Origin of the sequence: Mesorhizobium abyssinicae (genome assembly GCF_049887195.1) — a bacterium.
In the GTDB taxonomy this organism is placed as follows: Bacteria; Pseudomonadota; Alphaproteobacteria; order Rhizobiales; family Rhizobiaceae; genus Mesorhizobium; species Mesorhizobium abyssinicae.
Genome location: NZ_JARAKC010000001.1, coordinates 791,893 through 817,262, shown reverse-complemented (window position 1 = coordinate 817,262; position 25,370 = coordinate 791,893). Strand labels below are relative to the sequence as shown.

Genomic DNA, 25,370 nt, shown 5'->3' with positions numbered 1-25,370 from the left:
CCCGAGCGCCATTAGCACCGGGACATTAAGCGAAGCGCATGGCGAACCGCAGAGACAGTCGCATCGAACCGAGCTTCGACGGGCCGCCCCAGGCGAAATCCCCGGCCGGGTTCTCGGTGAGCGAGGAGGATCGCGTCGTGCCGGGCAGTCGCAAATCCGCCGCCAGACGCAAACCGGCCAGGAAGTCGTCGCGGCGCGGGCGCGACCGCAGCCGGCGCGGCCTGTTCGGCATTCTCGCCCGGCTGGCCTACTGGTGCTTCGTGCTGGCCATCTGGGGCGGCATCGCGGTGGCCGGCATCGTCGTCTATTACGGCGCCAAGATGCCGGCGGCGACTACATGGTCGATCCCCGACCGCGCGCCCAACATCAAGATCGTCTCGGTCGATGGACAGCTTATCGCCAATCGCGGCATGAGCGGCGGCGAGGCCGTCGGCCTGCATGAGATGTCGCCCTACATCCCCGAGGCCGTCGTCGCCATCGAGGACCGTCGCTTCTATTCGCATTTCGGCATCGATCCGATCGGGCTGACGCGCGCCATGGTCACCAATGTGCTTGGCGGGCACTTCTCGCAGGGCGGCTCGACGCTGACGCAGCAGCTGGCCAAGAACCTGTTCCTGACGCCCGACCGCACGCTGGAGCGCAAGGTGCAGGAAGTGCTCCTGGCGCTGTGGCTCGAGCATAAGCATACCAAGGACCAGATCCTCGAAATGTACCTCAACCGGGTCTATTTCGGCTCCGGCGCCTATGGCGTCGAAGCGGCCTCGCGGCGCTATTTCGGCAAGAGCGCGCGCGACGTGACGCTCTCCGAGGCAGCGCTCCTGGCCGGCCTGCTCAAGGCGCCGTCGCGGCTGTCGCCGGCGCGCGACCCGAAGGCGGCCGAGGAGCGCGCGCAACTGGTGCTCGCCGCCATGCGCGATTCCGGCAAGATCGGCGCCAAGGAACTGACGAGCGCGATGAGCGCGCCGGCGACGCGCGCGCCGTCCTACTGGACCGGTTCGGAAAACTATGTCGCGGACACCGTCATGGGCGAACTGCCCGACCTGATCGGCGACGTGCGCGGCGATATCGTCGTCGACACCACGGTCGATCTCACCCTGCAGAAGCTCGCCGAACAGTCGATCCGGCGGCTGATCGACGAGAGTGGCAAGAAGCTCAACGTCACGCAGGGCGCGCTGGTGTCGATCGACGATTCCGGCGCCGTGCGCGCCATGGTCGGCGGCTACGACTATTCGACCAGCCAGTTCGACCGCGCCTCGGAAGCGCGCCGCCAGCCGGGCTCGGCCTTCAAGCCCTTTGTCTACATGGCAGCGCTCGAGGCCGGCCGCACGCCGGACAGCGTGCGCAACGACGCGCCGATCAAGATCGGCAAATGGACGCCCGACAATTACGGCGGCAAGTACTACGGCAAGGTGACGCTGGCGACGGCGCTGGCGAAATCGCTTAACTCGGTCGCCGCCCAGCTCACCATGGAGGTCGGGCCGGACGCGGTGGTGGAAGCCGCGCACCGCATGGGCATCCAGTCCGACCTGCAGTCGAACACCTCGATCGCGCTCGGCACGTCGGAAGTGACGCCGCTGGAGCTGACCTCGGCCTATCTGCCGTTCGCCAATGGCGGCTTCAAGCCGGACATCCATTTCATCCGCCGCGTGACGACGACCGATGGCAAGGTGCTCTACGACAACAATGGCGGCAGCGCGCCGCGTGTCGTCAAGCAAGAGATCGTCGGCATGATGAACTCGATGATGACCGGCACGGTCGAGATCGGTACCGCCAAGAAGGCGGCCTTCGCCTGGCCGTCAGCCGGCAAGACCGGCACCAGCCAGAATTCGCGCGACGCCTGGTTCGTCGGCTACACCGCCAACCTGACCACCGGCGTGTGGTTCGGCAATGACGACGGCAGCGCGATGAAGAAGGTCACCGGCGGCGCGCTGCCGGCGCAGGCCTGGCACGAATTCATGGTCGCGGCGCATGAAGGCGTGCCGGTGCGGCCGCTGCCGGGCACCTGGAAGTCGACGCCGTCCGACACAGTCGTGCCCGACGAGATACCCTCGGCCGATGCCGGCCAGCCGGCGCCGGTGCCGCAGGCGGCGGTCGGCCAGTCGCAGCCCGCCCAGGCGCCCGCACGCCCGGCGCGTCCGTCCCGGCCGGCCGAGACGGTCGATGCCGACGGGTTCGACATGCCGGGCGACGGCGGGACGACAGCCTCGGTCGGCCATCCGGTGCCGCCTGGCAATGTCGGCGGCCCGACGAAAAAGCGGCAGACCTCGATCCTCGACATCCTCACCGGCGGTTGAGCGGCAACATCGCCTCTCGCCATGGCTTGCGCCTTCGGCTACATGTCCGGCCGGAGACCGCGACATGGCCGAGACCGATACAAGAAAAACCATCGTGCTGACCGGTGCCAGCCGGGGCATCGGCCATGCCACGGTGAAGCGCTTCTCGCGTGAGGGCTGGCGCGTCATCACCTGCTCGCGCCAGGCGTTTGCCGAGGACTGTCCGTGGCCAGCGGGGCCGGAGGACCACATCAAGGTCGATCTCGCCGACCAGGAGGATGTCGGCATCGCCGTCTCGGAAATCCGCCACCGTCTCGAGGCGCATGGCGGCCAGCTCAACGCGCTGGTCAACAATGCCGGCATTTCGCCGAAGCTGAAGGACGGCAGCCGGATGAACTCGATCGACACGCCGATGCATGTCTGGCGTGACGTGTTCCAGGTCAATTTCTTCGCGCCGATCATGCTGGCCAGGGGCCTGTTCAAGGAGCTGGCGCAGGCGAAGGGCTCGATCGTCAACGTCACCTCGATCGCGGGCACCCGCGTGCATCCGTTCGCCGGCACGGCCTATGCGACATCGAAGGCGGCACTGGGTTCGCTGACGCGCGAGATGGCGCATGATTTCGGCCCGCACGGCATCCGCGTCAACGCCATCGCGCCGGGCGAGATCGACACCGCTATCCTGTCGCCGGGCACCGACAAGATCGTCGAGACGATCCCGCTCAGACGCCTCGGCGCCACGGCGGAGGTGGCCGACATCATCTTCTTCCTGTGCTCCGGGCAGGCGTCCTACGTCACCGGCTCGGAAATCCACATCAATGGCGGCCAGCACGTCTGAACCTCGATTTCGGGGCAAAATCGCTCATCCGGTCATGGTGAGGACGGCCTTGCCGCTGAAGCTGCGCTGCCGCAGGGCGTCCAGCGCCTGGCCGATGTCTGTCCACGGCACAGTCGAGGCGACGCGGGTTTCCAGCCGGCCAGCCGCGACCAAGGCGAGCAGCGAGGCGATGTCGGTGCCGATGGCTGGACCGGACGTATAGTAGGCGAAGGTCTGAAGCCTCGCCCCTTCATGGCCTGGAACGAACTGGCGAAATCCGACGGGCGTCAGTTCGCCGCTGCTTGAACCGAACATGACGATGGTGCCGCCCGGCGCGACGCGTTCGATCGCGTGCGCAAGGCTTGCGCCGCCGACCGACTCGGTGATCAGCGAGAACGGCCCCTCGGCCCGCTCGATCGACTCGACGACACGTTCGGCTCCCAGGCCACGCAGATCCTCGGCATGCCGGGCGGCGGCGATCGTCGTCACCGAGGCGCCTTGCTCGCGGGCGATCTGGATCTGGAAACGACCGACCGCACCGCTAGCGCCGGTGATCAGAACCTGCTGGCCGGCGAGGTCACCGCCATGGCGCAACGTCCTCAGCGCCGTCGTGCCGGCGACCGGAAGCGTGGCGGCGGAGCCGAAGCCGACGCCGTCCGGCAGGACGGCGAGACGGTCGGTCGGAACCGCGACACGTTCGGCCCAACCGTGCTCGTCGACCAAAGCTGCGACCCGGGTCCCCACGCCAGGCCCGGTGCCATCGGTAGCTGCCCGTTCGACGACCCCGACGATGTCCTGGCCGGGTATCCAGCCATCCGGACGTATGGCGAGGAGGCGCAGCTCACCCCGGTTCAGCGAGGTTGCGCGGACCGCGATGAGCGCTTCGTTCGCCAAGGGCCGAGAGTCCTCGACCTCGGCGAGCCTAAGCCCGGTGGCGCTGTCGGAAGCGATGACGAGGGCGAGCATGGGGCTGTACCTTCCTGGACCAAGCCGGCGATGGGCGCGCGGCGTCAACGCGATCGCCATGCGCAACCGGAGCCTATCGACTTTCAGGGTCAAAGAATTTAGCTATAATGGCATAAGATCGCTAAAAGTAGTCATCATGAGACAGCCTCTTCGCTACCCATGGCTCGATTTCGATGTCGACGACGTCCACGCGCCGGCAATCGCTGTGCGCGTCGACGTACCGGAGACCAGGGCTGAGGTGCGCGACCACTGGCATCGCAAGGGGCAGCTCGTCTTCGCGCTGGGAGGCGGCGTCACCTGTCGGGTTCCGAGCGGCCTGTGGATGGTGCCGCCGCATTGCGCCGTGTGGATCCCGGGCGGCATGCAACACAGCAACATCGCGACCGCCAATGCGCGGATTTTCTTCGTTTATCTCGAACCGGGCGCCGCCGATCTACCGGACCGGTGCTGCACGCTTTCGATCTCGCCGCTGCTGCGCGAGCTGATCATCGACCTGTCGGATTGCGCGCCGGAGAACGCACGATGCGGTTTCCTGGGAGGGATCCTGCTTGCCGAACTGCCGCGCATGCCTGTCCAGCAATTGCACCTGCCGATTTCGGCCGAGCCGCGCTTGCGGCGGATCGCAGAGGCGTTAGCAGACGATCCCGCCGACCGCAGCACGCTTGCGGAATGGGCGAACCGCGTGGCGCTTAGCGAGAGCAGTCTGGCGCGCCTCGTCGTGAAGGAGACAGGGCTGACCTTCGGGCGCTGGCGCCAGCAGCTGCACCTGATCGTGGCGCTGCGCGAACTCGCCTCAGGCGCCAGCGTGCAGCAGGTCTCGGGCGATCTCGGCTATGAATCCGTCACGGCGTTTATCACCATGTTCAAGAAGGCGCTGGGCAAGCCGCCGGCGAAATATCTCAGCGATATCGCGCAAAACGGCGGCTCCGCATTTGTCGCTTGATCGACCCGGCTGGTGCATGGACGCGCAACTCAAACGGCTTGCGGTTTGATCTCCGGGGCGAGGGCGACCTCTTCCAACCCAGCGGATGCCGTACCCGTCACCACCTCGACGATGCCGCGCGCGATCTCGCGCTCGCCCATGATCACGGTGTCGGCGCCGAGCCCCTTGAGATGCTCGACCTCGGCATCGGAATGGGCGCGGGCTATGACGTTGATGCCGGGGTTGGCGGCGCGAGCGCGCAGCACGATCTGACCCGCCTCGAAAGCGTTGGGGATGGCCAGGATCAGCCGTTTTGCCACCTCCGGATTGGCGGCTGAAAAGACGTCGGCATTGGCGGCATTGCCGGCGATGGTTTCGACGCCATCGGCCTTCAGCTTCGCCAGCGTCTTGTCGGCGTCCTCGATCACCAAAAAGGGCAGGGCGGCCTGTTTCAGCGCCGCGCCAACGAGACTGCCGACACGGCCGTAGCCGATCAGGATGGAATGGCCGGTGAGCGCGGTTCTTGGCGGCGGGCCGTCTTGCTTTTGCGGCGAAGCCGCTACCGAAGCCACCTGGCCGGGCTCGGTCGCCGGGCCGATCGGCCTTGCCCCTTCCGGCGGCGATGCCTTGGCCGAGCGTGCCTCCAGCCACGGTGTCATCCAGTCGATGGCCAGGAACATCAGCGGATTGAGCAGGATCGACAGGATGGCGCCGGCGAGGATCAGGTCGCGCCCCTGTTCGGGCAGGAGTTTCAGCCCGACGCCGAGCTCGGCGAGGATGAAGGAAAACTCGCCGATCTGGGCGAGGCTGGCCGAGATCATCAGCGCCGTCGCGATCGGGTGGCGGAAGGCGACGACGATGACGAAGGCGGCCAGCGACTTGCCGATGACGATGATGGCCAGCGTCGCCAGGATCGGCCAGCCATTGCTGACCAGGCTGAACGGGTCGAACAGCATGCCGACCGAGACGAAGAACAGCACCGAGAAGGCATCGCGCAGCGGCAGCGATTCCTCGGCGGCCCGATGGCTGAGCTCGGATTCGCTCATGATCATGCCGGCGAAGAAGGCGCCCAGCGCCAGCGATACGCCGAACAGTTTTGCCGCTCCGAAGGCGACGCCCAACGCAATCGCCAGCACCGCCAGCCGGAACAGCTCGCGCGACCCGGTATGGGCGACATAATGCAGGATCCAGGGGATCACGCGGCGGCCGACCACCAGCATGACGACGACGAAAGCCACCACTTTGGCCAGCGTGACGCCGACGACGCCCCAGATGCCGTAGCTGGCCGGCAGCGCCAGCAGGCTGGCATGGTCGTCGGCCTGCGGCACGCCGCCGAGCACGCCGGCCAACGCCGGCAAGAGCACCAGCGCCAGCACCATGGCAAGGTCCTCGACGATCAGCCAGCCGACGGCGATACGGCCGCGCTCGGTCTCGATCAGCCGCCGTTCCTGCAACGCGCGCAGCAGCACCACCGTCGAGGCGACGGACAATGCCAGGCCGAAGACCAACCCGGCGCCCACCGACCAGCCGAGCAGCCAGGCAAGGCCGACGCCGAGCAGCGTGGCAAAGCCGATCTGGACGATGGCGCCGGGCACGGCGATGGCGCGGACGGAGAGAAGGTCCTTCAGCGAGAAATGCAGGCCGACGCCGAACATCAGCAGGATGACGCCGATCTCGGCAAGCTCGGTGGCCAGGCTTGCGTCGGCGACGAAGCCCGGCGTGTTCGGCCCGACCAGCACGCCGGCCACGAGATAGCCGACCAGCGGCGGGATGCGGAAACGGTTGGCGAGCGCGCCGAAGATGAAAGCCAGCCCCAGACCGGCGACGATGGTGGCGATAAGGGGCGTGTCATGCGGCATTGTCTATGGAGCGCCTTTCGAAAAAATCACGATGCAGGATAGGGCTGCCCCGCGGCCGCCGCCCCTTGCAATATGGGGGGAGGCATGGCCGCGAGGCAACCCGTAAAGCCGTGAAATCGAAAGGCAAAGGCGCACGAATGCCGGGCGAAGGGCGGATTGCGCTTGCGGGCGCCGTCAGGCTGCCTGGAGCAGGCTTTCGATCTCAGGGATGGTGTGGTTGGTCAGCGTCTTTGGAATTTCCACCGTCACCCTGTCGCCGACAAGCTTGTGGAGCTTCCGGCGCATTTCGCCCAGCACCAGCGGCGGCGCGATCAGCACGATCTCCTTGAAGGCGCCGCGATTGGCGAGCCCATAAAGCCGTTCGGCAATGTCGTCGGCGAAGCGCTCCTTGCCGATACGATGCCAGTCGGTGTCCTCGACCGCACTGCGATGGATGGAGGGTCCGTCATTGTAGCGGCCGGGGCGGTCGCTGCCCTGCTCGCGCGTGGCGGGGTTCTCCTGCTCCATCTCCTGCACGACCTGCAGGTCCGGATTGCGGGTGTTGCCTTCATTGCGCAGGAACAGCGCTTTTTCGCCATCGGCGACCACGATCCAAAGGCCATGTTTCAGCGTGACATTGCTCATACGGGCTCCTCCTGCTTTTGCTGTGTTGCGAACCGTTCGCGGCCGGCAGGCCGGGGCGGGTCCGTATGGCAAACGCCCGCTCAAGCAGGAATGTTCCGATATCGTTGTGGCGCTCATCCAACGTAGCGTGCAAGCCCGCGACGATCTTTGCGGCCTTAATCTACTAAATTGGTAGAATTTAGAAAAATCTGTTTTGCAGCGTGGAGTATTTGCAGCTAAAAACGCCTGAGATCAGGGCCCGCAACAGCGGCTTCAATCCGATCCTCTCCCGGATGTGGAATTTTTTTCTCCTGCTCTTCGCGCTTGCGAAAAAGCGATTGCCTGCCATCGCGGGATGCGCGAGTGCTTTGCTTCTGGTTTTTCACGCCCGCGCGTAAAACTGCCAAATTGCTCAGGAATCTGCTCGCCATGCCGCAGGCCAATGCCAAGCTCAACGCTTTCCCCGTCTTCATGCGGGTCGAGGGCGAAGCCGTGGCCATTGTCGGCGGCGGCGATGCGGCGCTGGCCAAGGCGCGGCTCGTCGGCCAGTCGAGCGCGGTGCTGCGCATCATAGCGCAAACCGCCGAAGCCGAGCTGCTGTCCTTCATTGCCGCGACCGGTGCTGTCCATGTCGGCGCCGCCTATGAGGCTGCGCATCTCGAAGGCGCGGCCATGGTGTTCGCCGCCAGCGGCGATGAGGCGCTCGACCGCCGCGTTGTCGAGGATGCGCGCCGCTTGAGCATTCCGGTCAACGCGGTCGACCGGCCAGAGCTTTGCGATTTCTTCACGCCGGCGCTGGTCAACCGCGCGCCGGTCGCCATCGCCATCGGCACCGAAGGCGCCGGCCCGGTGCTTGCGCAGATGCTGCGCGGCCGCATCGATCGCATGCTGTCGCCGTCGCTCGGCGCGCTGGCCACGCTTGCCGCGTCCTTCCGGGGCGCCGCCGAGCGGCTGCCGAAGGGCACCGGTCGCCGCCGCTTCTGGCGCGATTTCTTCGCCGGCGCGCCGGCGCGAGCCGTCGAGGCGGGCGAGTTTGCGAGGGCGCATGATGCCGCCGTCGAGCTGCTTGTCTCCAACGCGCCGGCCTCGGGCCACATCGCGCTGGTCGGCGCCGGTCCGGGCGCCGAGGATCTGCTCACGCTCAGGGCGCATCGCCTGCTGATGGAAGCCGACGTCATCGTCCATGACGCGCTGGTGCCGGAAGCCATCGTCGCCATGGGCCGTCGCGATGCCGAACGCCTGCCGGTCGGCAAGCGCAAGGGCTGCCATTCCAAGAGCCAGGAAGAGATCAACGCGCTGCTCGTCGAGCTAGGCCGCGAGGGCAAGCGCGTCGTGCGGCTGAAGTCGGGCGACCCGCTGGTGTTCGGCCGCGCCGGCGAGGAAATGGCGGCACTGCGCGATGCCGGCATCGCCTATGAGGTGGCTCCCGGCGTCACCGCGGCCTTCGCCGCCGCCGCCGATTTCGAACTGCCGCTGACGCTGCGCGGCGTGTCGTCCTCGCTGGTGTTCACGACCGGCCATGACCTTAAGGGCAATTCGCTGCCCGACTGGGCCAAGCTCGCCATTTCCGGCGCCACCGTCGCCGTCTATATGGGCCGCTCGGTTGCGGCTGAAGTCGCCGGCCGACTGATCGAGGCGGGCCTGTCGCCCGACACCGCGGTCGCCGTGGTCGAGAACGCCAGCCTCGGCAACCGCCGCCGCTTCCACGGCACGCTCGCCGACCTGCCTTCGCTGGAGGCCCGCGCCGATCTCTCCGGTCCGGTGATGACCATCATCGGCGACGCGGTCGCCGGCGCCAATTTCGAACGTTCCGAGCCGCTCGCGGCACACAGGCATGAAGATACGGCCAGCGCAACGGCCGAAGGAGTTGAACAATGAAGGTTCTGACCGCGAACAGGCTCACCGACGGCATCGCCGTCTGGTACGCCGATGGCGGCTGGGCGGAAACGGTCGGCGGCGCCGACCTCGCCCATGACAAGGCGGCGGAGGACCGGCTGGAAGCGATCGGCGCCGCGGCCTACGCCAACAACGAGGTGGTCGACGTCAATTTGATCGACGTCACGGTGGTCGACGGGTTGGTCGAGCCGGTGCGGCTGCGCGAAAAGATCCGCGCCGCCGGGCCGACCATCCGCGAAGATCTCGGCAAGCAGGCAAGCCCGCAACCCGTGCGGGCGGCGTAGACCAAACAGGCAATGCGGGCGGACGCGCCCTGAAAGACGAAGCATGTACCGTTACGATGAGTTCGACCACGATTTCGTTCAGGCCCGCGTCGCCGAGTTCAGCGACCAGGTGCAGCGCCGGCTCGCCGGCGAGATCACCGAGGACCAGTTCCGGCCGCTGAGGCTGATGAACGGCGTCTATCTGCAGCTGCATGCCTATATGCTGCGCATCGCCGTGCCCTATGGGACGCTGAACAGCAAGCAGATGCGCATGCTCGGCCACATCGCGCGCAAGTACGACAAGGGCTACGGCCATTTCACCACGCGCCAGAACATCCAGTTCAACTGGCCGGCGCTGTCCGACATTCCCGCGATCCTGGCCGATCTCGCCAGCGTCGAGATGCATGCCATCCAGACCTCCGGCAACTGCATCCGCAATGTCACCGCGGATCACTTCGCCGGCGCTGCAGCCGACGAGGTCGCCGATCCGCGGCCCTATGCCGAGATCCTGCGGCAATGGTCGTCGGTGCATCCAGAATTTTCGTTCCTGCCGCGCAAGTTCAAGATCGCGGTGACGGGCGCCGAGCGCGACCGCGCCGCCATCCAGACGCATGACATCGGCCTGCACCTGAAGAAGAACGCGGCCGGCGAGCTCGGCTTCGCCGTCTATGTCGGCGGCGGCCAGGGCCGCACGCCGATGGTGGCGCGGAAGATCCGCGACTTCCTGCCGGAAGCCGATCTTCTCTCCTACTGCACGGCGATCCTGCGCGTTTACAACCTCTATGGCCGCCGCGACAACAAGTACAAGGCGCGCATCAAGATCCTCGTCCACGAGACCGGCGTCGAGGAGATCACGCGCCAGGTCGAGGCCGAGTGGCAGGCGCTGAAGGACGCCGAGCTGAAGCTGCCGGAAGCCGACATCCAGGCCATCAACGCCTATTTCACGCCGCCGGGTCTGGCCGAGCGGCCGGAAGGCGACGCGGCAGTGAAGCTGGCGCGGCTCGATTCCAAGAATTTCTCGGAATGGCTCGACCAGAATGTGGTGACGCATCGCCATCCCGACTATGCGGCGGTGACGATCTCGCTGAAAGGCATCGGCGAGGTGCCTGGCGACGCCACCGACAGCCAGATGGAGGCGGTCGCCGACATCGCCGAGAAATACGCCTTCGACGAATTGCGCGTCAGCCACGAGCAGAACCTGATCCTGCCGCATGTGGCGCGCGCCGATCTGAAGGCCGTCTATGACGCGCTGGTCGACATCGGCCTGGCGACGGCCAACTCCAATCTGATCAGCGACATCATCTCGTGCCCCGGCCTCGACTATTGTGCGCTGGCCACGGCCCGTTCCATTCCGGTGGCGCAGGAGATCTCGCAGCGCTTCGCTTCGCTGGAACGGCAGCGCGAGATCGGCGAATTAAAGCTGAAGATCTCCGGCTGCATCAATGCCTGCGGCCATCATCATGTCGGCCACATCGGCATTCTCGGCGTCGAGAAGAAGGGCTCCGAGCTTTACCAGGTCACCCTCGGCGGCTCGGCCGACGAGAACACCTCCGTCGGCGAGATCATCGGCCGCGGCTTCTCGTCGGAAGAGATCACCGACGCCATCGAGCAGATCGTCGATACCTATCTCGGCCTTCGGCTCAGTCCCTCGGAACGTTTTATCGACGCCTACCGCAGAGTCGGTCCCGCGCCGTTCAAGGAGGCGCTCTATGCTGGCGAAACCAAGGCCGCTTGACCGGGTCGTTGATGTCGAGGCCGGTGTCGCCGCCGAGGCGGCGGGGCTGGACGCGCTTTACGGTCACCTGAGCCCGATCGAGGTCATCGAGCGCTCGGCGAACGAGCTGTTTCGCGGCGGCATCGCCGCGGTTTCCTCCTTCGGCGCCGATTCCGCCGTGCTGCTGCACATGATCGCCAAGGTTGACCGCGCGCTGCCGGTGATCTTCCTCGACACCGGCAAGCATTTCGAGGAAACGCTCGGCTATCGCGATGCGCTGGTCGCCGATTTCGGCTTCACCGATATCAGGGTGATCAAGCCGGAAGAGGCCGCGCTCGAGCGGGTCGATCCGACCGGCAGGCTGCACGAGACCAACACCGACGCCTGCTGCAACGTGCGCAAGGTCGAGCCGATGGCGCGCGGCGTCGAGCCGTTCCGCGCCTGGTTCACCGGGCGCAAGCGCTTCCAGGCCTCGACGCGCGCGGCGCTTCCGGTCTTCGAGGCGGTCGGCTCGCGCATCCGCATCAATCCGCTGGCGCACTGGACGACGGCGGACCAGGCCGACTACATGCGCGCGCACGCGCTGCGCGAAAATCCGCTCGTCGCCTATGGCTATCTGTCGATCGGGTGCTTCCCGTGCACGCAGCCGGTACAGCCGGGCGAGGACGCGCGCAGCGGCCGCTGGGCCGGGCACGCCAAGACAGAGTGCGGCATCCACCTTTCCGGCCTGGAGAAGTCGCTGACCGACGCATCCCTTTAGGCTATGTTGATATTCAGGTGAGGCCGGCCCGCAATCGTCGGTTTCCTGCGTTTCCGGTGCTCACGCACCAGGGGACGCTCCGCTCCGGCTCGGCCTGACCTGAAACGCGACACATCCTTTGATTTTTGGATTTTGGGAATTTTGATGACTGAACCGACCAAATCGGAAACCCGCCTCTGGACCCCGAACGGTTTCCGCGAGGACGAGTGGATCCAGACCGAGAGCGCCGAGGCACTCGCCGGCAACGGCCGCTTCATCCTGCCGCTGCAGGCGTTCCTGGGGCTCGACCCGCAGGTGCGCAAGTCGGCCAGGGAACGCATCGGGGTGCTGCTGCAGCCCGGCGACGAGCTCGACAAGATCGTCGGGCTGCTCGACCAGCTATCGCTGGTGGCGCTGGCCTTCCCGGCGTTCAATGACGGCCGCTCCTTCTCCAAGGGCGAATTGCTGCGCAGCCGCCATCATTTCGAGGGCGCGGTCCGCGCCACCGGCCAGGTGCTGGTCGACCAGCTGCCGCATATGCTGCGGGTCGGCTTCGACGAGTTCGAAATCTCGAACCCGGTGCTTTTGAAGCGGCTGGAGGAAGGCCGCACCGGCGGGCTGGGGCTCTACTACCAGCCGACCGCCGAGTCGGAGGCCAAGGGGCCGAAATATTCCTGGCGGCGCAAACGCGCCGGCTGACCCAGCGGTAACTCGTCGACGTCTTTACAACGCGCGCAAGCAGGCTTTCTCTGACCGCACGGACGGAAACATCCGCCGGGAGGAGACCATGCGCTACGACTATGTCATCGCCGGCGGCGGTTCCGCCGGCTGCACGCTTGCCGCCAGGCTTTCCGAGGATGCATCGAAGACGGTCTGCCTGATCGAAGCGGGCGGCGAAGGCAAGGATCTCCTGATCCGCGCGCCGGCGGGCATCATCGCGCTGCTGCCGGGCAGGCCCAAGATCAACAACTGGGGCTTTGAGACGGTGCCGCAGGAAGGGCTTGGCGGCCGCAAGGGCTACCAGCCGCGTGGCAAGGCGCTGGGCGGCTCAAGCGCCATCAACGCCATGCTCTACACGCGCGGCCACCCCCGCGACTATGACGAATGGGCCGATCTCGGCTGCGACGGCTGGTCGTGGAGCGAGGTGCTGCCCTATTTCCGGCGCGCCGAAGGCAACCAGCGCGGCACTGACGCGCTGCACGGCGGCGACGGACCGCTCAGGGTGGCCGAGCAGCAGGAACCGCGTTCGATCTCGAAAGCCTTCGTCGAGGCCTGCGCCGAAAACCAGATCCGCCGCAACGACGATTTCAACGGGCCCGAGCAGGAAGGGGCGGGGCTCTACCAGGTCACGCAATTCTGGGGCGAGCGGCGCAATGGCGAGCGCTGCTCGGCCGCGGCAGCCTATCTGCATCCGGCGATGGGCCGGCCGAACCTCACCGTCATCACCGGCGCGCAGGCGACCGGTGTGGTGCTCGACGGCAAGCGCGCGACGGGCGTGCGCTATCGTGCCGGCAAGAGCGAAGCCGTGGGGGAAGCCAGGCGCGAGGTCATCCTGTGCGGTGGCGCGTTCGGCTCGCCGCAAATGCTGCTGCTTTCCGGCATCGGTCCGGCGGCGGAGCTGGCAGTGCACGGCATTCCGCTCGTTCATGAACTGCCCGGTGTCGGCAAGAACCTGCAGGACCATCTCGATTTCATCCTGGCCTGGAAGTCGCGCGAGACCGAGCTGATGGGCATCGGCCTCCGCGGCCTGCCCGGACTGCTCAGGCACATGCTGCGCTGGCGCAAGGACGGAACCGGCATGATCGCCACGCCCTATGCGGAGGCCGGCGCCTTCCTCAAATCCGACGCGGCGGCCGAGCGGCCCGACCTGCAACTGCATTTCTGCATCGCCATCGTCGACGATCACGGCCGCAAGCTGCATATGGGTTATGGCTTCTCCTGCCATGTCTGCGTGCTGAGGCCGCATTCGCGCGGCGAGGTCGGGCTTACGAGCGCGAACCCGCTGGCGCCGCCGCGCATCGACCCGCGCTTCCTCGAGGACGAGCGCGACGCCGAGCTTCTGCTCCGGGGCGTGCGGATGACGCGCGGCATATTGGAGGCGCCGGCGCTGGCCAGGTATCGCCAGAAGGAAATCTACACCGCCGGCGCTGCCAGCGACGCCGAGCTGATGGCTCATATCAGGGTCCGCGCCGACACGATCTATCACCCGGCCGGCACCTGCAAGATGGGCATCGACGAGATGGCCGTCGTCGATCCGCAGTTAAAGGTGCGCGGGCTGCAAGGGCTGCGCGTCGTCGACGCCTCGGTGATGCCGACACTCGTCGGCGGCAACACCAATGCGCCGACGATCATGATCGCCGAGAAGGCGGCGGATATGATCCGGGCTGCCTGACGCCGTCTTGGTCAGACCAGCCTGTCCGGTTTTGCTCCGGAAGCCTTGCCTTCGTTGCTCACCGGGCGCCACAGAATCAATCTGGTAGGACCAATCGTGCGATTTGCGCTTCCCCTCCGCCCTGCTTGCCCTTACGATAGGGCTATATTTCGCGCCTCGAAATAAATAGCCAGCAAAGGGAGGAACCGGCATGGCAGGCAAAAGGATTTTGATGCTCGTTGGCGAGTTCAGCGAGGAATATGAGATTTTCGTCTTCGAACAGGCCATGCATGCGGTCGGCCATACGGTGCATGTCGTCTGCCCCGACAAGAAGGCCGGCGACATCTTGAAGACCTCGCTGCACGATTTCGAAGGCCACCAGACCTACACCGAAAAGCTCGGCCACGACTACATCCTCAACAAGAGCTTCGCCGAGGTGAACCCGGCGGATTACGACGCCGTCTATGCGGCCGGTGGGCGCGGGCCGGAATACATCCGCATCGACAGGCGGGTGCAGGCGCTGGTCAGGCATTTCCACGAGACCGGCAAACCGATCTTCACCATTTGCCACGGCGTGCAGATCCTGATCGCCGTCGATGGCGTGGTGCGCGGCCGCGAGGTCGCGGCGCTGCAATATTGTGAGCCGGAGGTGACGCTGGCCGGCGGCATCTACATCGATGTCGCGCCGACCGGCGCCCATGTCGATGGCAATCTGGTATCGGCCAAGGGCTGGCCTGGCCTTGCAGCGTTCATGCGCGAATGCCTGAAGGTGCTCGGCACCGAGATCCGCGACGGCAAGGCGCTGATGCGCGACGAACGCAAGGCGGCCTGAGCAAGGTTTGAAGAAACCCGCCGCATCCCGGTGCGGCGGGCAATTCATATTGAGCCGCGAATGAAACTTAAGGCGCGCCGAAACGCCCCTTGAGCGGCATGCCTCAAGCGGCAAGCCGCGCTTCGCGGAACGACACCAGCTTGCGGCGGTTTTCGTCCCATAGCGCCAGCTTCACGCAGCGCAGGCTGTCGAGAAGCGTGACGCGGCCGATCCGGCGCAGTTCCGGATAATCCCGCAGCACTTCCGGAAGCCGGTAGCACGGCACCTTGGCGGAGAGGTGATGGACGTGATGGACGCCGATATTGCCGGTGAACCAGTTCAGCACCGGCGGCAGGTCGTAGTAGGACGATCCATGCAGCGCGGCGCGCTGGAATTCCCAATCGGGATCCTTCGCCCATTCGGTCTCCTCGAACTGATGCTGGACATAGAACAGCCAGACGCCGGCCGAGCCTGCGAGGATCACGATCGGCAGGTGGACGACCAGGAACGCGCCCGGCCCGACAAGCCAGATGAGCGTCGCCGCGGCGAGCGCGATGCCGAGATTGGTCGCCATGGATGACACCCACGGCGTCAGGCCGCCGCGCATCATGCCGACCGGCAGCCTCTGCTCGAAGATGAAAAGCCATATCGGGCCGAGACCAAACATCACCAGCGGATGGCGATAGAGGCGATAGGCAAGGCGGCCAGGCCAGGATAGCTGCCGGTATTCGGCGACGGTCAGTGTCCTGATGTCGCCCATGCCGCGCTCGTCGAGATTGCCGGCGCTGGCGTGATGGGTGGCATGGGCGCGCCGCCAGCAATCATAGGGCGTCAGCGTGAGCACGCCGAGGGCGCGGCCGATCCAGTCGTCCGCATAACGATTGGCGAAAAAGGAGCCGTGGCCGCAATCGTGCTGGATCATGAATATCCGCACCAGAAAGCCGGCCGCCGGAACGACGAGGGTCAGCCCCCACCAATGGCCGTAGGAATAGGCGGCAGAAGATAGAGCCCAGAGTGCGACGAAAGGGATGAGGGTTATGGCGAGTTCGATGGCGCTGCGCCGCCGGTCAGGCTTCTTGTAGCGCGCCAGGATCTTCAACCAGGCGCGCTTGCTGTTTGCCGCCGTCTCGAGGGAAATCATGTTCATCAGGGAGCATAGGCAGCGCATCCCGCCCCAGCAAGACGGCGATCACGCGAAATTACTGCGCGTAATTGTCGCGCGATGCCCGCGGTTCGTGCGGCCTACTGGCGACGTTCGCCGTTGGCGGCCCTGGTCTCGATGTCATCGAGTTGGTCGAGCAGGTCGCGGAAATGCTCGGGCGTGTTCGTTTCCAGGCGGAATGACGGCAGCGTGCGCAGGAAGCGCTTCGTCGCTTCGCTGCCAAGCTGTCGTCTGATATCGGCGGCGAGTTCCGCGCGCCTTTCGCCTTTGTTGCCGCTCATTATCCCAAATCCTGTGTCGGCTTCGAAACTCCCTCAACCCGGCAATGGTTCCCTCGCCGTCGCTTTCTCGCAAGCGAAGCCGGCGATTAAGGTAAAATTTGATTTAATGTCGAACGTTCCCTGACGACGCCGCGAAACTGCGTTGGGTCGCTTGCCCCTTGATTTTTGGCCCTCAAACCTCGATATCGGGCGCAAATCCAAACCATTCGGAATGACGGGAAACGGCGATGAGCGACCAGGCAAAAGACGAACGCGCGCCCGAGGATATCGAGCCTGCCGAGGCCAGTGGCGAGCGTCCGGAGGGCAGCGTCGACGGCGACTATGAGGCGCTGGTGCGGCTGCTGAAGGAAAACGAGGAACTGAAGGACCGCGCGTTGCGCGTGGCGGCCGAGATGGAGAACCTGCGCCGCCGCACCGCGCGCGACGTGCATGACGCGCGCACTTATGCGGTCGCCAATTTCGCCCGCGACATGCTGTCGGTGTCCGACAATCTGCGCCGCGCGCTGGACGCCATTCCGGCCGAGGCAAAGGCCGGCGGAGATGCCGGCTTCAAGGCGCTGATCGAGGGCGTCGATCTCACCGAGCGCGCCATGCTTTCGGCGCTGGAACGGCATGGGGTGAAGAAGCTCGCGCCGGAGGGCGAGAAGTTCGATCCGAACTTCCATCAGGCGATGTTCGAGGTGCCCAATCCCGACGTTGCCGCCGGCACCGTCGTCCAGGTCGTGCAGCCGGGCTATTCGATCGGCGATCGCGTGCTGAGGCCGGCCATGGTCGGCGTCGCCAAGGGCGGCCCGAAGGCCGCGGCCACCGAGGCGCCGGTCGAGCCGGGCCCGGTGAACGAGCAGGCCGAGAAGGATGCGTAGTTAAGGGAGTAGGGCAGTAAAGGGAGTAGGGATAGCGGCGGGATTATTCACGCGGCTTGTGCTATCTAGAGGTCCCTATTCCCCTACTCCCTTACTGCCCTATTCCCATGAATCCCATCGAGCTTCTCGACTATGCCGGCGTCGCCGTCTTCGCAGCGACAGGGGCGCTTGCCGCTTCGCGCAAGCAACTCGACATCATCGGCTTTCTGTTCCTGGCCTGCGTCACCGGTATCGGCGGCGGCACGCTGCGCGACGTCATCCTCAACCTGCCGGTGTTCTGGGTCGGCAACCGCGACTATGTGCTGATCTGCGTGGTGGTCGCGGTGCTGGTCTTCTTCAGCGCCCATCTGGTCGAATCCCGCTACAAATTGCTGCTCTGGCTCGACGCTATCGGTCTCGCCGCCTTCTCGGTGATGGGCGCCGCCAAGGGCCTCGCCATCACCGGGTCCCCGGTCGTCGCCACCATCACGGGCGTGCTGACCGCAACCTTCGGCGGCATCCTGCGCGATCTGCTGGCCGGCGAGCCATCGGTGCTTCTGCGGCCCGAGATCTACGTCACGGCGGCGCTTGCGGGTGCGGCGCTTTTCACCGTCGGCGACCTTGCCGGACTGCCGCCATTGGCGGCGGGTCTCCTGGGTTTCGCCGCGGCATTCGCGGTGCGCGGCGGCGCGCTCAAATTCGGCTGGGCCTTCCCGGCCTACAAGAGCAGGCCCGGGCGGCGGCCGGAGGATATTCCGTGATGGAGGGATTAGGGAATAGTCAGTAGTCAGGGGAGCGTGAACGTGATGTCTTCCCCTACTGCCTACTGCCTACTGCCTACTGCCTACTGCCTACTCGCGTCAGGCCGCGAAGCGCTGGCCTTCCCCGCCATAATAGTTGACGTAGCGCGCGCCGATCTCCTTGACCGGCATGACGACGAAGACGTCGACGGTCGAGAATTCGTGATCGATGACGCAGCCGTCGCCGATGCGGGCGCCGACGCGCAGGTAACCCTTGACCAGCGGCGGCATGGAGGCGATGGCCGCCTTGGCGTTGACCGCTTCGATCGGCATCAGGTCCATGGAGCAGTAGCGGCCGGCAACCGCCTTGACGTCCCACGCCGAATTGGTGCGGCAGTGATGGGCGAGGTACGTCAGCGCCTCGGCATGCGCCGCCGGCACGATGCCGTGGAAGGAAGCGCAGCCGGTCATCACGCCGATGCCGTAGTGGTTGATATAGGCCCAGATGCCTTGCCACAGCGCCTCGATGGTGCGCTTGGAGCGGTATTCCTTAAGCACGCAGGAGCGGCCGAGCTCGAGAAAACGCTGGCCGGGATGACGGGCGATCAGATTGGTCAGCTCGAACTCGCCCTCGGAATAGAAGCCGCCAGCCGTCGCCGCGATCTCCTGCCGCAGCAGCCGGTAGGTGCCGACGATGCGGCGGTGCTCAGGGCCGGGAAGCGACGTGTCGAACACCAAAAGGTGATCGCAGAGCGGATCGAAGCGATCGGCGTCGCGCCGGTCCTGCGCCTGGAACAGGTCCTTCCTGGCGCCAAGCTCGTCATAGAACACCCGGTAGCGGACCTCCTGCGCGGCAGCGATCTCGGCTTCGTTGCGGGCAAGCCGGACTTCGAGATTGCCAATGCGGCCGAGAGGGGCGCCTGTTGCGACGGCATCAGCCGTCCGCGTGGCGAGCAGGGCGCCGCCAGCGTTCGGCCGAGTGTCACATTCCGGCATAACTGTATGCACGAGTGATTCTCCTTCGAGCCATCCCTCTTGGCACGGGGATACGGTGTAGGTGCAACAGGATTGTGACAGTACCGTGATACGGCGCGGCGGGCAATACTTCGTCGGCTGGCGAATGCCCTCAACCGGCTACCTTAACGAAGCAAAGCCAGGCGATCCAAGGGCGATTGCCGGGGCAAAAAAAGTCAGGCAGCGACCTGCGCCTCGACGGCGCTGACCAGAGCATCCGGATCGAGCGGCTTGGTAACGAAGCCGCTGGCGCCGTGCGCCAGCACCGTATGGCGGGTCTTTTCCTGGCTGTCCGCCGACAGCACCATGATCGGAACCGGCGGCACCGCCAGTGCCTCTTCGTGCCGGCGGATGGCGGCGATGGCATCCAGCCCGTCCATGACCGGCATGTGCAGGTCCATCAGCACAACATCGAAGCGATGCTTCAGGCCGGCATCGGTGACGGCCTCGACGGCGGCCTTGCCGTTGCCGACCACCTTGACGCGGTGGCCGGCCTTCAGAAGCGTGGCGCGGGCGAGCATGGCGTTGATGTCGTTGTCCTCTGCGATCAGCACCGACAGGCCGTGCTCGCCGCGACGCCCGCCGGCGCGCGCGGGCGGTGCGCCCTGCCTGTCCGTCTGCGGCAGCGCGACAGCGGGCGCATGGCTGGTCAAAAGCACGCGCAGCAGCGTCTCGCCGCGCACCGGCCGCGCCAGGAAGGTGGCGTAACCATTGGCGCGAAATTCGCCGAGCATGCCGCGGTCGGTCGGCGCGATCAGCGTGATCGCCTCGCAATCGGCAAAGCCGCCCTGGCGCAAGCGCTTGAGCAGGCGCCCGTCGCCGTTCTCCATCGCGGCGTCGACCAGAAGCGCATCGCAACCCGCCGCGAAAGGCGTTGCCTGGGCGAGCGTCGTCGCCAGTTCGACGGCGCCGCCATGGGCGCGGATGGTGCGCGCGATGGCGTCGGCCTCGACCGCGTTCTTCGACACGATCACGGCACGCCGGCCGGACAGTATGTCCTGCCGGTTTTGCGGCGGCTCGGTCGCCGCCACCGCCGGAAGCTCGAAGACGAATTCGGATCCCTCACCGAGCCGGCTCGACACGGAGATCGAGCCGCCCATGGCGGTCACCAGGCGCCTGGAGATGGCAAGGCCGAGGCCGGCGCCGCCATGCACCCGGGTCGACGTGCCGTCGGATTGCTCGAACTCCTCGAAGATGCGTTCCATGTCCTCTTCGCGCAGTCCCGGACCGGTGTCGGCGACGGTGAAGCAGATGCGGTCGGTGGTTTCGGTGCGCGCCCGCGCGACGCTGAGCAGCACGCCGCCGGTGTCGGTGAACTTGATGGCGTTGCCGATCAGGTTGAGCAGCACCTGGCGCACCCGGCCCGGATCGGCGGTGATCATCTGCGGAACGTCGGGCTCGACATGGCAACCAAGGCCTATGCTTTTTGTGAAGGCACGTGACGCCATCAGTTCGATGATGTTGTCGGCGATCTCGCGCACAGATGTCGGCTGCGGCTCGGGGTCGAAGCGGCCGGCCTCGATCTTGGAGTAGTCGAGCAGGTCCTCGATCAGGGCGAGCAGCGCGCTGGCCGAGGTCGAGACGGCGCCGACATAGGTGCGCTGCTCGGGCGACAGATCGGTGTCGACCAGGAGCTTGGCCATGCCCATGATGCCGTTCATCGGCGTGCGGATCTCATGGCTGACGGTGGCGAGGAAGCGCGACTTGGCCTGGCTGGCATATTCGGCGCGCTCGCGGGCGGTGATCAGCGAGGATTCGGCGCGCTTGCGGGCGGTGATGTCGCGCGCGATCGCCCGGTGCGAGACGGCGCCGTTGTCCTTGTCGCGCACCGACAGCTCGATCCAGGAAAACCAGCGTGGACCGCTCGGCGTGCGGATGGCGACGTCGGTGGAGCTCAGACACTCATGATCCGAGAAGGCGGCGTCGGGAACGATGCCGACATCGATGCCAAGCTCCGACAAGCTCTTGCCGGCGAGGTCGCGTTGATCGATGTCGACAAGGTCGGCGAAAACCTTGTTGGCGTAGACGATATGGCCGTCGCGATCGCGATGGACGACGAGGTCGCCGAGCGCGTCGATCAGCCCGCGAAACCGCTCCTCGCTTTCCTGCATCTCCCACATGCGGTCAGCGAGCGTCTCGATCTCGGCGCGGTTGCGGGCGGCGGTCTCGTCGAGCAGGGTCGCGGCGCGGCGTTCGTTGCGCTTGCTGCGCAGATGCATGCCGAGGCCGGCAAGGCCCGTCACCAGCAAACCGAGGGTGACGAAGATCGGCGCGCCGGTCAGGTGAGCCAGCCCGGCCAACACCGCGATTGCGACGACGGTCAGGAAAGGCAAGCCTTCGGGATTGGCCGGGGGGAGCACGGGCGCCAGCGGCGGCGGGGCGACAAGCTGCCGCTTCGGCGCGTCGGGGCCTGGCCCGCCCACGCCTTCGGCACTCTGCGCCGCCTTGATGCCGGATTCCGCGATCATGCGGAAAGCCTTGCCACAGAGAGATTATGGAAGGCTGCGGCGGATCGTTCGAATTTTAACAGTCGCGCCGTTTTTGCCCTATCCGCGGCTCACATATCGACCACGACGCGGCCCCTGATCCTGCCGTCGACGATGTCGCGCGCGGCGTCGATTATGCCGTCAAAACCGATGGTCCTGGACAGCGTCGCGAGTTTCCTGTGGTCGAGATCGGTGCCGATGCGACGCCACGCCTCGAGACGCACCGCCTTCGGCGCCATCACCGAATCGATGCCGAGCAGCGAGACGCCGCGCAGGATGAAGGGAGCGACGCTTGCCGGCAGGTCCATGCCGCCGGCAAGCCCGCAGGCGGCCACCGCTCCGCCATAGGCGGTCATCGACAGGACATTGGCGAGCGTGTGGCTGCCGACCGCATCGACGCCGCCGGCCCAGCGCTCCTTGGCGAGCGGCTTTGCCGGCTGCGTGAGCTCGTCGCGCGAGATCACCTCGGCGGCGCCGAGGTCGATCAGATAGGGGCTTTCGGCATTGCGGCCGGTCGAAGCGATGACATGGTAGCCGAGGCTGGAGAGGATCGAGACTGCGACCGAGCCGACGCCGCCGGCCGCACCGGTCACCACGACCGGGCCGCGATCCGGCACGATGCCATGCCGCTCGAGCGCCATGACGCTGAGCATGGCGGTGTAGCCGGCGGTGCCGACCGCCATCGCATCATGCGGGCTCATGCCCTCCGGCAGCGGCACCAGCCAGTCGCCGTTGACACGGGCGCGGCCGGCAAAGGCGCCGAAATGCGTCTCGCCGACGCCCCAGCCGTTGAGGATGACCTTGTCACCCTTGCGCCAGTCGGCATGCGAGGAGGAGATGACGGTGCCGGCGAAATCGATTCCCGGCACCAGCGGCCAGCGGCGGATGACCGGCGCCTTGCCGGTGATGGCCAGCCCATCCTTGTAGTTCACGGTCGTCGCCTCGACCGCGACGGTGACGTCGCCCTCCATCAGGTCGGCTTCGGTGAGGTCGGTGACGGCGACCGACTGCTTCTTGTCGGCGTCGCGCGAAACGAGGATGGCTTTGAAGGTATCGGACACGTTCTTCTCCCGGCTGTGCGGTGCTCGGACTGTGCGGCGACGGCCGCGCGAGGTCAATCTTGCGAGGTCTTGGGCTGGCGCCGCCAGCCGATCAATTCATCGAAGAGGACCAGCGCGGCGCCGACCGAGATGAAGGCATCGGCCAGGTTGAAGACGGCGAAGGACCAGACCGGCGTGTGGAACAAAATGTAGTCGATGACATGGCCGTAGGCGACGCGGTCGATGACATTGCCCACCGCGCCGCCGATGATCAGCGCGAAGCCGGTCCGGGCAACCGCGTGGCCCGCCGGCGTGCGGGTTGCGAGGTAGAGCACGAAGGCGACGACGAGAACGGCAATCACCACCAGGCCGGTATCGCCGAAGGACTGGAACATCGAGAAGGCGATGCCGGTGTTGTAAGTGCGGAACAGCGCCAGGAAGGGCAGGAGATCGACCTTCTCCTGGAAGGTGAGGCCGCTTTTCACCAGGTGCTTGATCCACTGGTCGAGCGCGATGGCGACGACGACCAGCAGGGCGTAGGGGGACCACGACTTCACGGTTTGATGCCCTCTTGTTTGACCATGACCCTGTCCGAATACCGGACGCCATTTCTTGGCATCATGGGTCTAGTCCGGGCCCAGCTTCAGCGCGGCGCGCCGGATCTCGAACAGCATGATGCCGGTGGCGACCGCCAGATTGAGTGAATCGGCGCGGCCGGCCTGCGGAATCCTGAGCAGACGGTCGCAGCTCTCGGCCAGGCTGTCGGGCAGGCCCTGCTGCTCGTTGCCCATCAAGAGCAGCACCGGCCCCCTGGTAAAATCGACCGAACGGTAATCGACCGCGCCCTTCAGATGGGTGCCGGCGACGAGGCCCGGAAAGCCCTTGCGCCAGGCCAGAAAAGCCTCCGGCGTCGCCCTGGCGACCGGCACGGCGAAGATCGAGCCCATGGTGGCGCGCACGGTCTCGACGGAAAAGGGATCGGTGGTCTCGCCGACCAGGATGACGCCCTTGGCGCCGACGGCATCGACGGTGCGGATGACGGTGCCGAGATTGCCGGGATCGCGCACCCGGTCGAGCGCCACCCAGACGTCGCCATCCGTGGCGCGAATGTCCCTCAGTGGCAGCACCTTCTGGGCAAAGACGCCGACCACCATTTGCGGGTTGTCGCGGCGGGTGATCGCCGCCAGCACCTTTTCCGAGACTTCGAGCACGGTGCCGCCGGCGGCGACGGTGCGCGCCGCGACCTTCTCCACAGCCGCATTGCCACGTCCGGCCTTGGCGAAAACCAGCGTGCGGATATGCCAGCCGAGATCGAGCGCGTCGATGACCAGCTTCAGGCCTTCGGCCATGAAGGCGTTCTGCTGGTCGCGGAACTTCTTCAGCGCCAGGGCCTTGATGTCCTTGACCAGCGGATTGGCGAGGCTGGTGACCTCCTTCACCTGGCCGACGGCGCGGGAGCTCTCATAAGCGTTCATTCAGGCCACCCAGCGCGAGAACAGCGAGGTCGACAGCGCGCGGCCGGCGGATTTCTCGCGGATGATCAGCTCGCCCGATTCGACCGTGCCGCCCATGCCGGCGAAGGTGTCGCGCATCAGGGCATGGATGGCGAAGAATGAAGCGCGGATCGAATAGGCGGTGAGCACAACGGCGAGCGGCTTCGGCGTCAGGATTGAGCGGCAGAGGTCGGTCAATCCGGGCAGGTCGTCGAACAATTGCCAGACCTCGCCCTTCGGGCCGCGGCCATAGGCGGGCGGGTCGAACAGGACGATGTCGTAGCGGCTGCCGCGGCGCTCCTCGCGCTCGGCGAACTTCACGGCGTCCTCGACGATCCAGCGGATCGGCTTGCTGGCGAGCCCGGCCATCTCCTGGTTTTCCCGGGCCCAGCCGATGGCCTTTTTGGACGCATCGACATGGGTGACCTCGGCGCCGGCGCGGGCTGCCACCAGCGATGCGAGCCCGGTATAGCCGAAGAGATTCAGTACCTTGACCGGCCGTCTGGCCGCCATGATCAGCCCGGCCATGTGATCCCAGTGGGAGGCCTGTTCGGGAAAGACGCCGACATGGCGAAACGAGGTGAAGCGGCCAAGATAGTCGATGCCGTCATGCTTCATCGGCCAGGTTTCGCCGAGCGGCGTTTTCGGGAAGCGCCAGCGGCCGATGCCCTCCTCGTCGATGTCGCCGGTGAAGATGGCGTCCGCGCGCTCCCAGTCTCTGGCCGGCAGCGTCCGCTGCCAGATCGCCTGGCCCTCCGGCCGCACGATGCGATAGGGGCCGTACTGCTCCAGCTTCTGTCCGGCGCCGCTGTCCAGCAGGGCGTAGTCGGCATTGGGCGCCACTTCGAGGATCAGTGGCAGCCGCTCGGCCGGCAGCGCGCCCTCGCGGCGCGCAAGGACGCGCGGCGCGGATTTGGGTTCGGGGCGGCCCTGTGGCTCCTGCCTCGTTGCCGCGCCGGCCTCGCGGGGATGCGATTGGGCGGCATTGGCTTTGGCGGGCTGGCGCGGACGGTTGTCGCGGTTTCGATCGCGAAAGGATTTCAAGAACACTCTCCGGAACGGCAGGCCGCTTTTGACATAG

Annotated in this window: 24 protein-coding genes; 13 read left to right on the top strand and 11 right to left on the bottom strand. The window is 66.2% G+C overall.

The features are described 5' to 3' along the window. The first annotated feature begins 38 nt into the window (after positions 1–38). Both PU724_RS03790 and PU724_RS03785 read left to right on the top strand, forming a co-directional pair. Positions 39–2,294: a transglycosylase domain-containing protein gene (locus PU724_RS03790; RefSeq protein WP_354419758.1), complete on the top strand. Its 2,256-nt coding sequence runs from the start codon at positions 39–41 to the stop codon at positions 2,292–2,294. A 64-nt stretch (positions 2,295–2,358) separates the two neighbouring features. Continuing rightward, positions 2,359–3,108 carry an SDR family NAD(P)-dependent oxidoreductase gene (locus PU724_RS03785; protein ID WP_126058269.1) on the top strand — a complete coding sequence of 250 codons (750 nt, stop codon included), beginning with the start codon at positions 2,359–2,361 and terminating at the stop codon, positions 3,106–3,108. Positions 3,109–3,132: 24 nt separating this feature from the next. Here PU724_RS03785 and PU724_RS03780 read toward each other — a convergent pair whose 3' ends face one another. Continuing rightward, positions 3,133–4,053 carry a zinc-binding dehydrogenase gene (locus tag PU724_RS03780; RefSeq protein ID WP_354419756.1) on the bottom strand — a complete coding sequence of 307 codons (921 nt, stop codon included), beginning with the start codon at positions 4,051–4,053 and terminating at the stop codon, positions 3,133–3,135. A 136-nt stretch (positions 4,054–4,189) separates the two neighbouring features. Between PU724_RS03780 and PU724_RS03775 the strand changes: the two genes are divergently transcribed. Beyond that, positions 4,190–4,996: an AraC family transcriptional regulator gene (locus tag PU724_RS03775; RefSeq protein ID WP_354420155.1), complete on the top strand. Its 807-nt coding sequence runs from the start codon at positions 4,190–4,192 to the stop codon at positions 4,994–4,996. Between the two features lie 29 nt (positions 4,997–5,025). On the opposite strand, the gene PU724_RS03770 is transcribed toward PU724_RS03775, so the two are convergent. Further along, entirely contained in the window at positions 5,026–6,834 is a 1,809-nt protein-coding gene (locus PU724_RS03770; RefSeq protein WP_354419754.1) for a cation:proton antiporter domain-containing protein, read from the bottom strand. A gap of 174 nt (positions 6,835–7,008) precedes the next feature. Continuing rightward, complete coding sequence (locus PU724_RS03765; RefSeq protein ID WP_127393122.1) at positions 7,009–7,458, bottom strand: baeRF12 domain-containing protein; 450 nt, start codon at positions 7,456–7,458, stop codon at positions 7,009–7,011. A 200-nt stretch (positions 7,459–7,658) separates the two neighbouring features. On the opposite strand from PU724_RS03765, the gene PU724_RS03760 reads away from it, so the two are divergent. From PU724_RS03760 to PU724_RS03725, 8 genes are all read left to right on the top strand, one after another. Beyond that, a complete protein-coding gene (locus PU724_RS03760; RefSeq protein ID WP_426213031.1) occupies positions 7,659–7,835 on the top strand; it encodes a hypothetical protein in 177 nt (58 codons plus the stop codon). 31 nt (positions 7,836–7,866) lie between these two features. Then, positions 7,867–9,315, top strand: coding sequence for a siroheme synthase CysG (gene cysG, locus PU724_RS03755; protein ID WP_354419751.1), 1,449 nt, complete (start codon positions 7,867–7,869; stop codon positions 9,313–9,315). Then, positions 9,312–9,617: a DUF2849 domain-containing protein gene (locus tag PU724_RS03750; protein WP_126058276.1), complete on the top strand. Its 306-nt coding sequence runs from the start codon at positions 9,312–9,314 to the stop codon at positions 9,615–9,617. The genes cysG and PU724_RS03750 overlap by 4 nt, the downstream gene beginning before the upstream one ends. 43 nt (positions 9,618–9,660) lie before the next feature. Next, positions 9,661–11,331 (top strand): nitrite/sulfite reductase, encoded by a 1,671-nt coding sequence (locus PU724_RS03745; protein WP_354419749.1) that lies wholly within the window; start codon positions 9,661–9,663, stop codon positions 11,329–11,331. Then, positions 11,306–12,070: a phosphoadenylyl-sulfate reductase gene (locus PU724_RS03740; protein ID WP_128275245.1), complete on the top strand. Its 765-nt coding sequence runs from the start codon at positions 11,306–11,308 to the stop codon at positions 12,068–12,070. The genes PU724_RS03745 and PU724_RS03740 overlap by 26 nt, the downstream gene beginning before the upstream one ends. 144 nt (positions 12,071–12,214) lie before the next feature. Beyond that, positions 12,215–12,748 carry a DUF934 domain-containing protein gene (locus PU724_RS03735; RefSeq protein ID WP_354419747.1) on the top strand — a complete coding sequence of 178 codons (534 nt, stop codon included), beginning with the start codon at positions 12,215–12,217 and terminating at the stop codon, positions 12,746–12,748. An 88-nt stretch (positions 12,749–12,836) separates the two neighbouring features. Continuing rightward, positions 12,837–14,441, top strand: a complete 1,605-nt coding sequence (locus tag PU724_RS03730) for a GMC family oxidoreductase (protein ID WP_354419745.1) — start codon at positions 12,837–12,839, stop codon at positions 14,439–14,441. A gap of 190 nt (positions 14,442–14,631) precedes the next feature. Next, positions 14,632–15,252 (top strand): DJ-1/PfpI family protein, encoded by a 621-nt coding sequence (locus tag PU724_RS03725; protein ID WP_354419743.1) that lies wholly within the window; start codon positions 14,632–14,634, stop codon positions 15,250–15,252. A 103-nt stretch (positions 15,253–15,355) separates the two neighbouring features. Here PU724_RS03725 and PU724_RS03720 read toward each other — a convergent pair whose 3' ends face one another. Further along, positions 15,356–16,378, bottom strand: coding sequence for a fatty acid desaturase (locus PU724_RS03720; RefSeq protein ID WP_354419742.1), 1,023 nt, complete (start codon positions 16,376–16,378; stop codon positions 15,356–15,358). A 95-nt stretch (positions 16,379–16,473) separates the two neighbouring features. Next, positions 16,474–16,674, bottom strand: coding sequence for a hypothetical protein (locus tag PU724_RS03715; RefSeq protein ID WP_292100365.1), 201 nt, complete (start codon positions 16,672–16,674; stop codon positions 16,474–16,476). A gap of 227 nt (positions 16,675–16,901) precedes the next feature. Here PU724_RS03715 and grpE point away from each other — a divergent pair, with 227 nt between their 5' ends. Continuing rightward, entirely contained in the window at positions 16,902–17,537 is a 636-nt protein-coding gene (gene grpE / locus PU724_RS03710; RefSeq protein ID WP_292100367.1) for a nucleotide exchange factor GrpE, read from the top strand. Positions 17,538–17,644: 107 nt separating this feature from the next. Next, positions 17,645–18,277, top strand: coding sequence for a trimeric intracellular cation channel family protein (locus PU724_RS03705; protein ID WP_354419739.1), 633 nt, complete (start codon positions 17,645–17,647; stop codon positions 18,275–18,277). A 99-nt stretch (positions 18,278–18,376) separates the two neighbouring features. On the opposite strand, the gene olsB is transcribed toward PU724_RS03705, so the two are convergent. The 6 genes from olsB to PU724_RS03675 form a co-directional block, all read right to left on the bottom strand. Further along, complete coding sequence (olsB, locus tag PU724_RS03700; protein ID WP_127282398.1) at positions 18,377–19,264, bottom strand: l-ornithine N(alpha)-acyltransferase; 888 nt, start codon at positions 19,262–19,264, stop codon at positions 18,377–18,379. Between the two features lie 182 nt (positions 19,265–19,446). Then, positions 19,447–21,738 carry a PAS domain-containing hybrid sensor histidine kinase/response regulator gene (locus tag PU724_RS03695; RefSeq protein ID WP_354419737.1) on the bottom strand — a complete coding sequence of 764 codons (2,292 nt, stop codon included), beginning with the start codon at positions 21,736–21,738 and terminating at the stop codon, positions 19,447–19,449. 89 nt (positions 21,739–21,827) lie between these two features. After that, a complete protein-coding gene (gene acuI / locus PU724_RS03690) occupies positions 21,828–22,817 on the bottom strand; it encodes an acrylyl-CoA reductase (NADPH) (protein WP_127282400.1) in 990 nt (329 codons plus the stop codon). A 53-nt stretch (positions 22,818–22,870) separates the two neighbouring features. Next, positions 22,871–23,353 carry a signal peptidase II gene (gene lspA, locus PU724_RS03685; protein WP_127282401.1) on the bottom strand — a complete coding sequence of 161 codons (483 nt, stop codon included), beginning with the start codon at positions 23,351–23,353 and terminating at the stop codon, positions 22,871–22,873. 69 nt (positions 23,354–23,422) lie between these two features. After that, the gene (locus PU724_RS03680; RefSeq protein ID WP_128275681.1) at positions 23,423–24,271 is read right to left on the bottom strand and encodes a TrmH family RNA methyltransferase; all 849 of its coding nucleotides are present in this window, start codon (positions 24,269–24,271) and stop codon (positions 23,423–23,425) included. Continuing rightward, positions 24,272–25,333, bottom strand: coding sequence for an RsmD family RNA methyltransferase (locus tag PU724_RS03675; RefSeq protein ID WP_354419734.1), 1,062 nt, complete (start codon positions 25,331–25,333; stop codon positions 24,272–24,274). It abuts the gene before it with no gap. Positions 25,334–25,370: the final 37 nt, after the last annotated feature.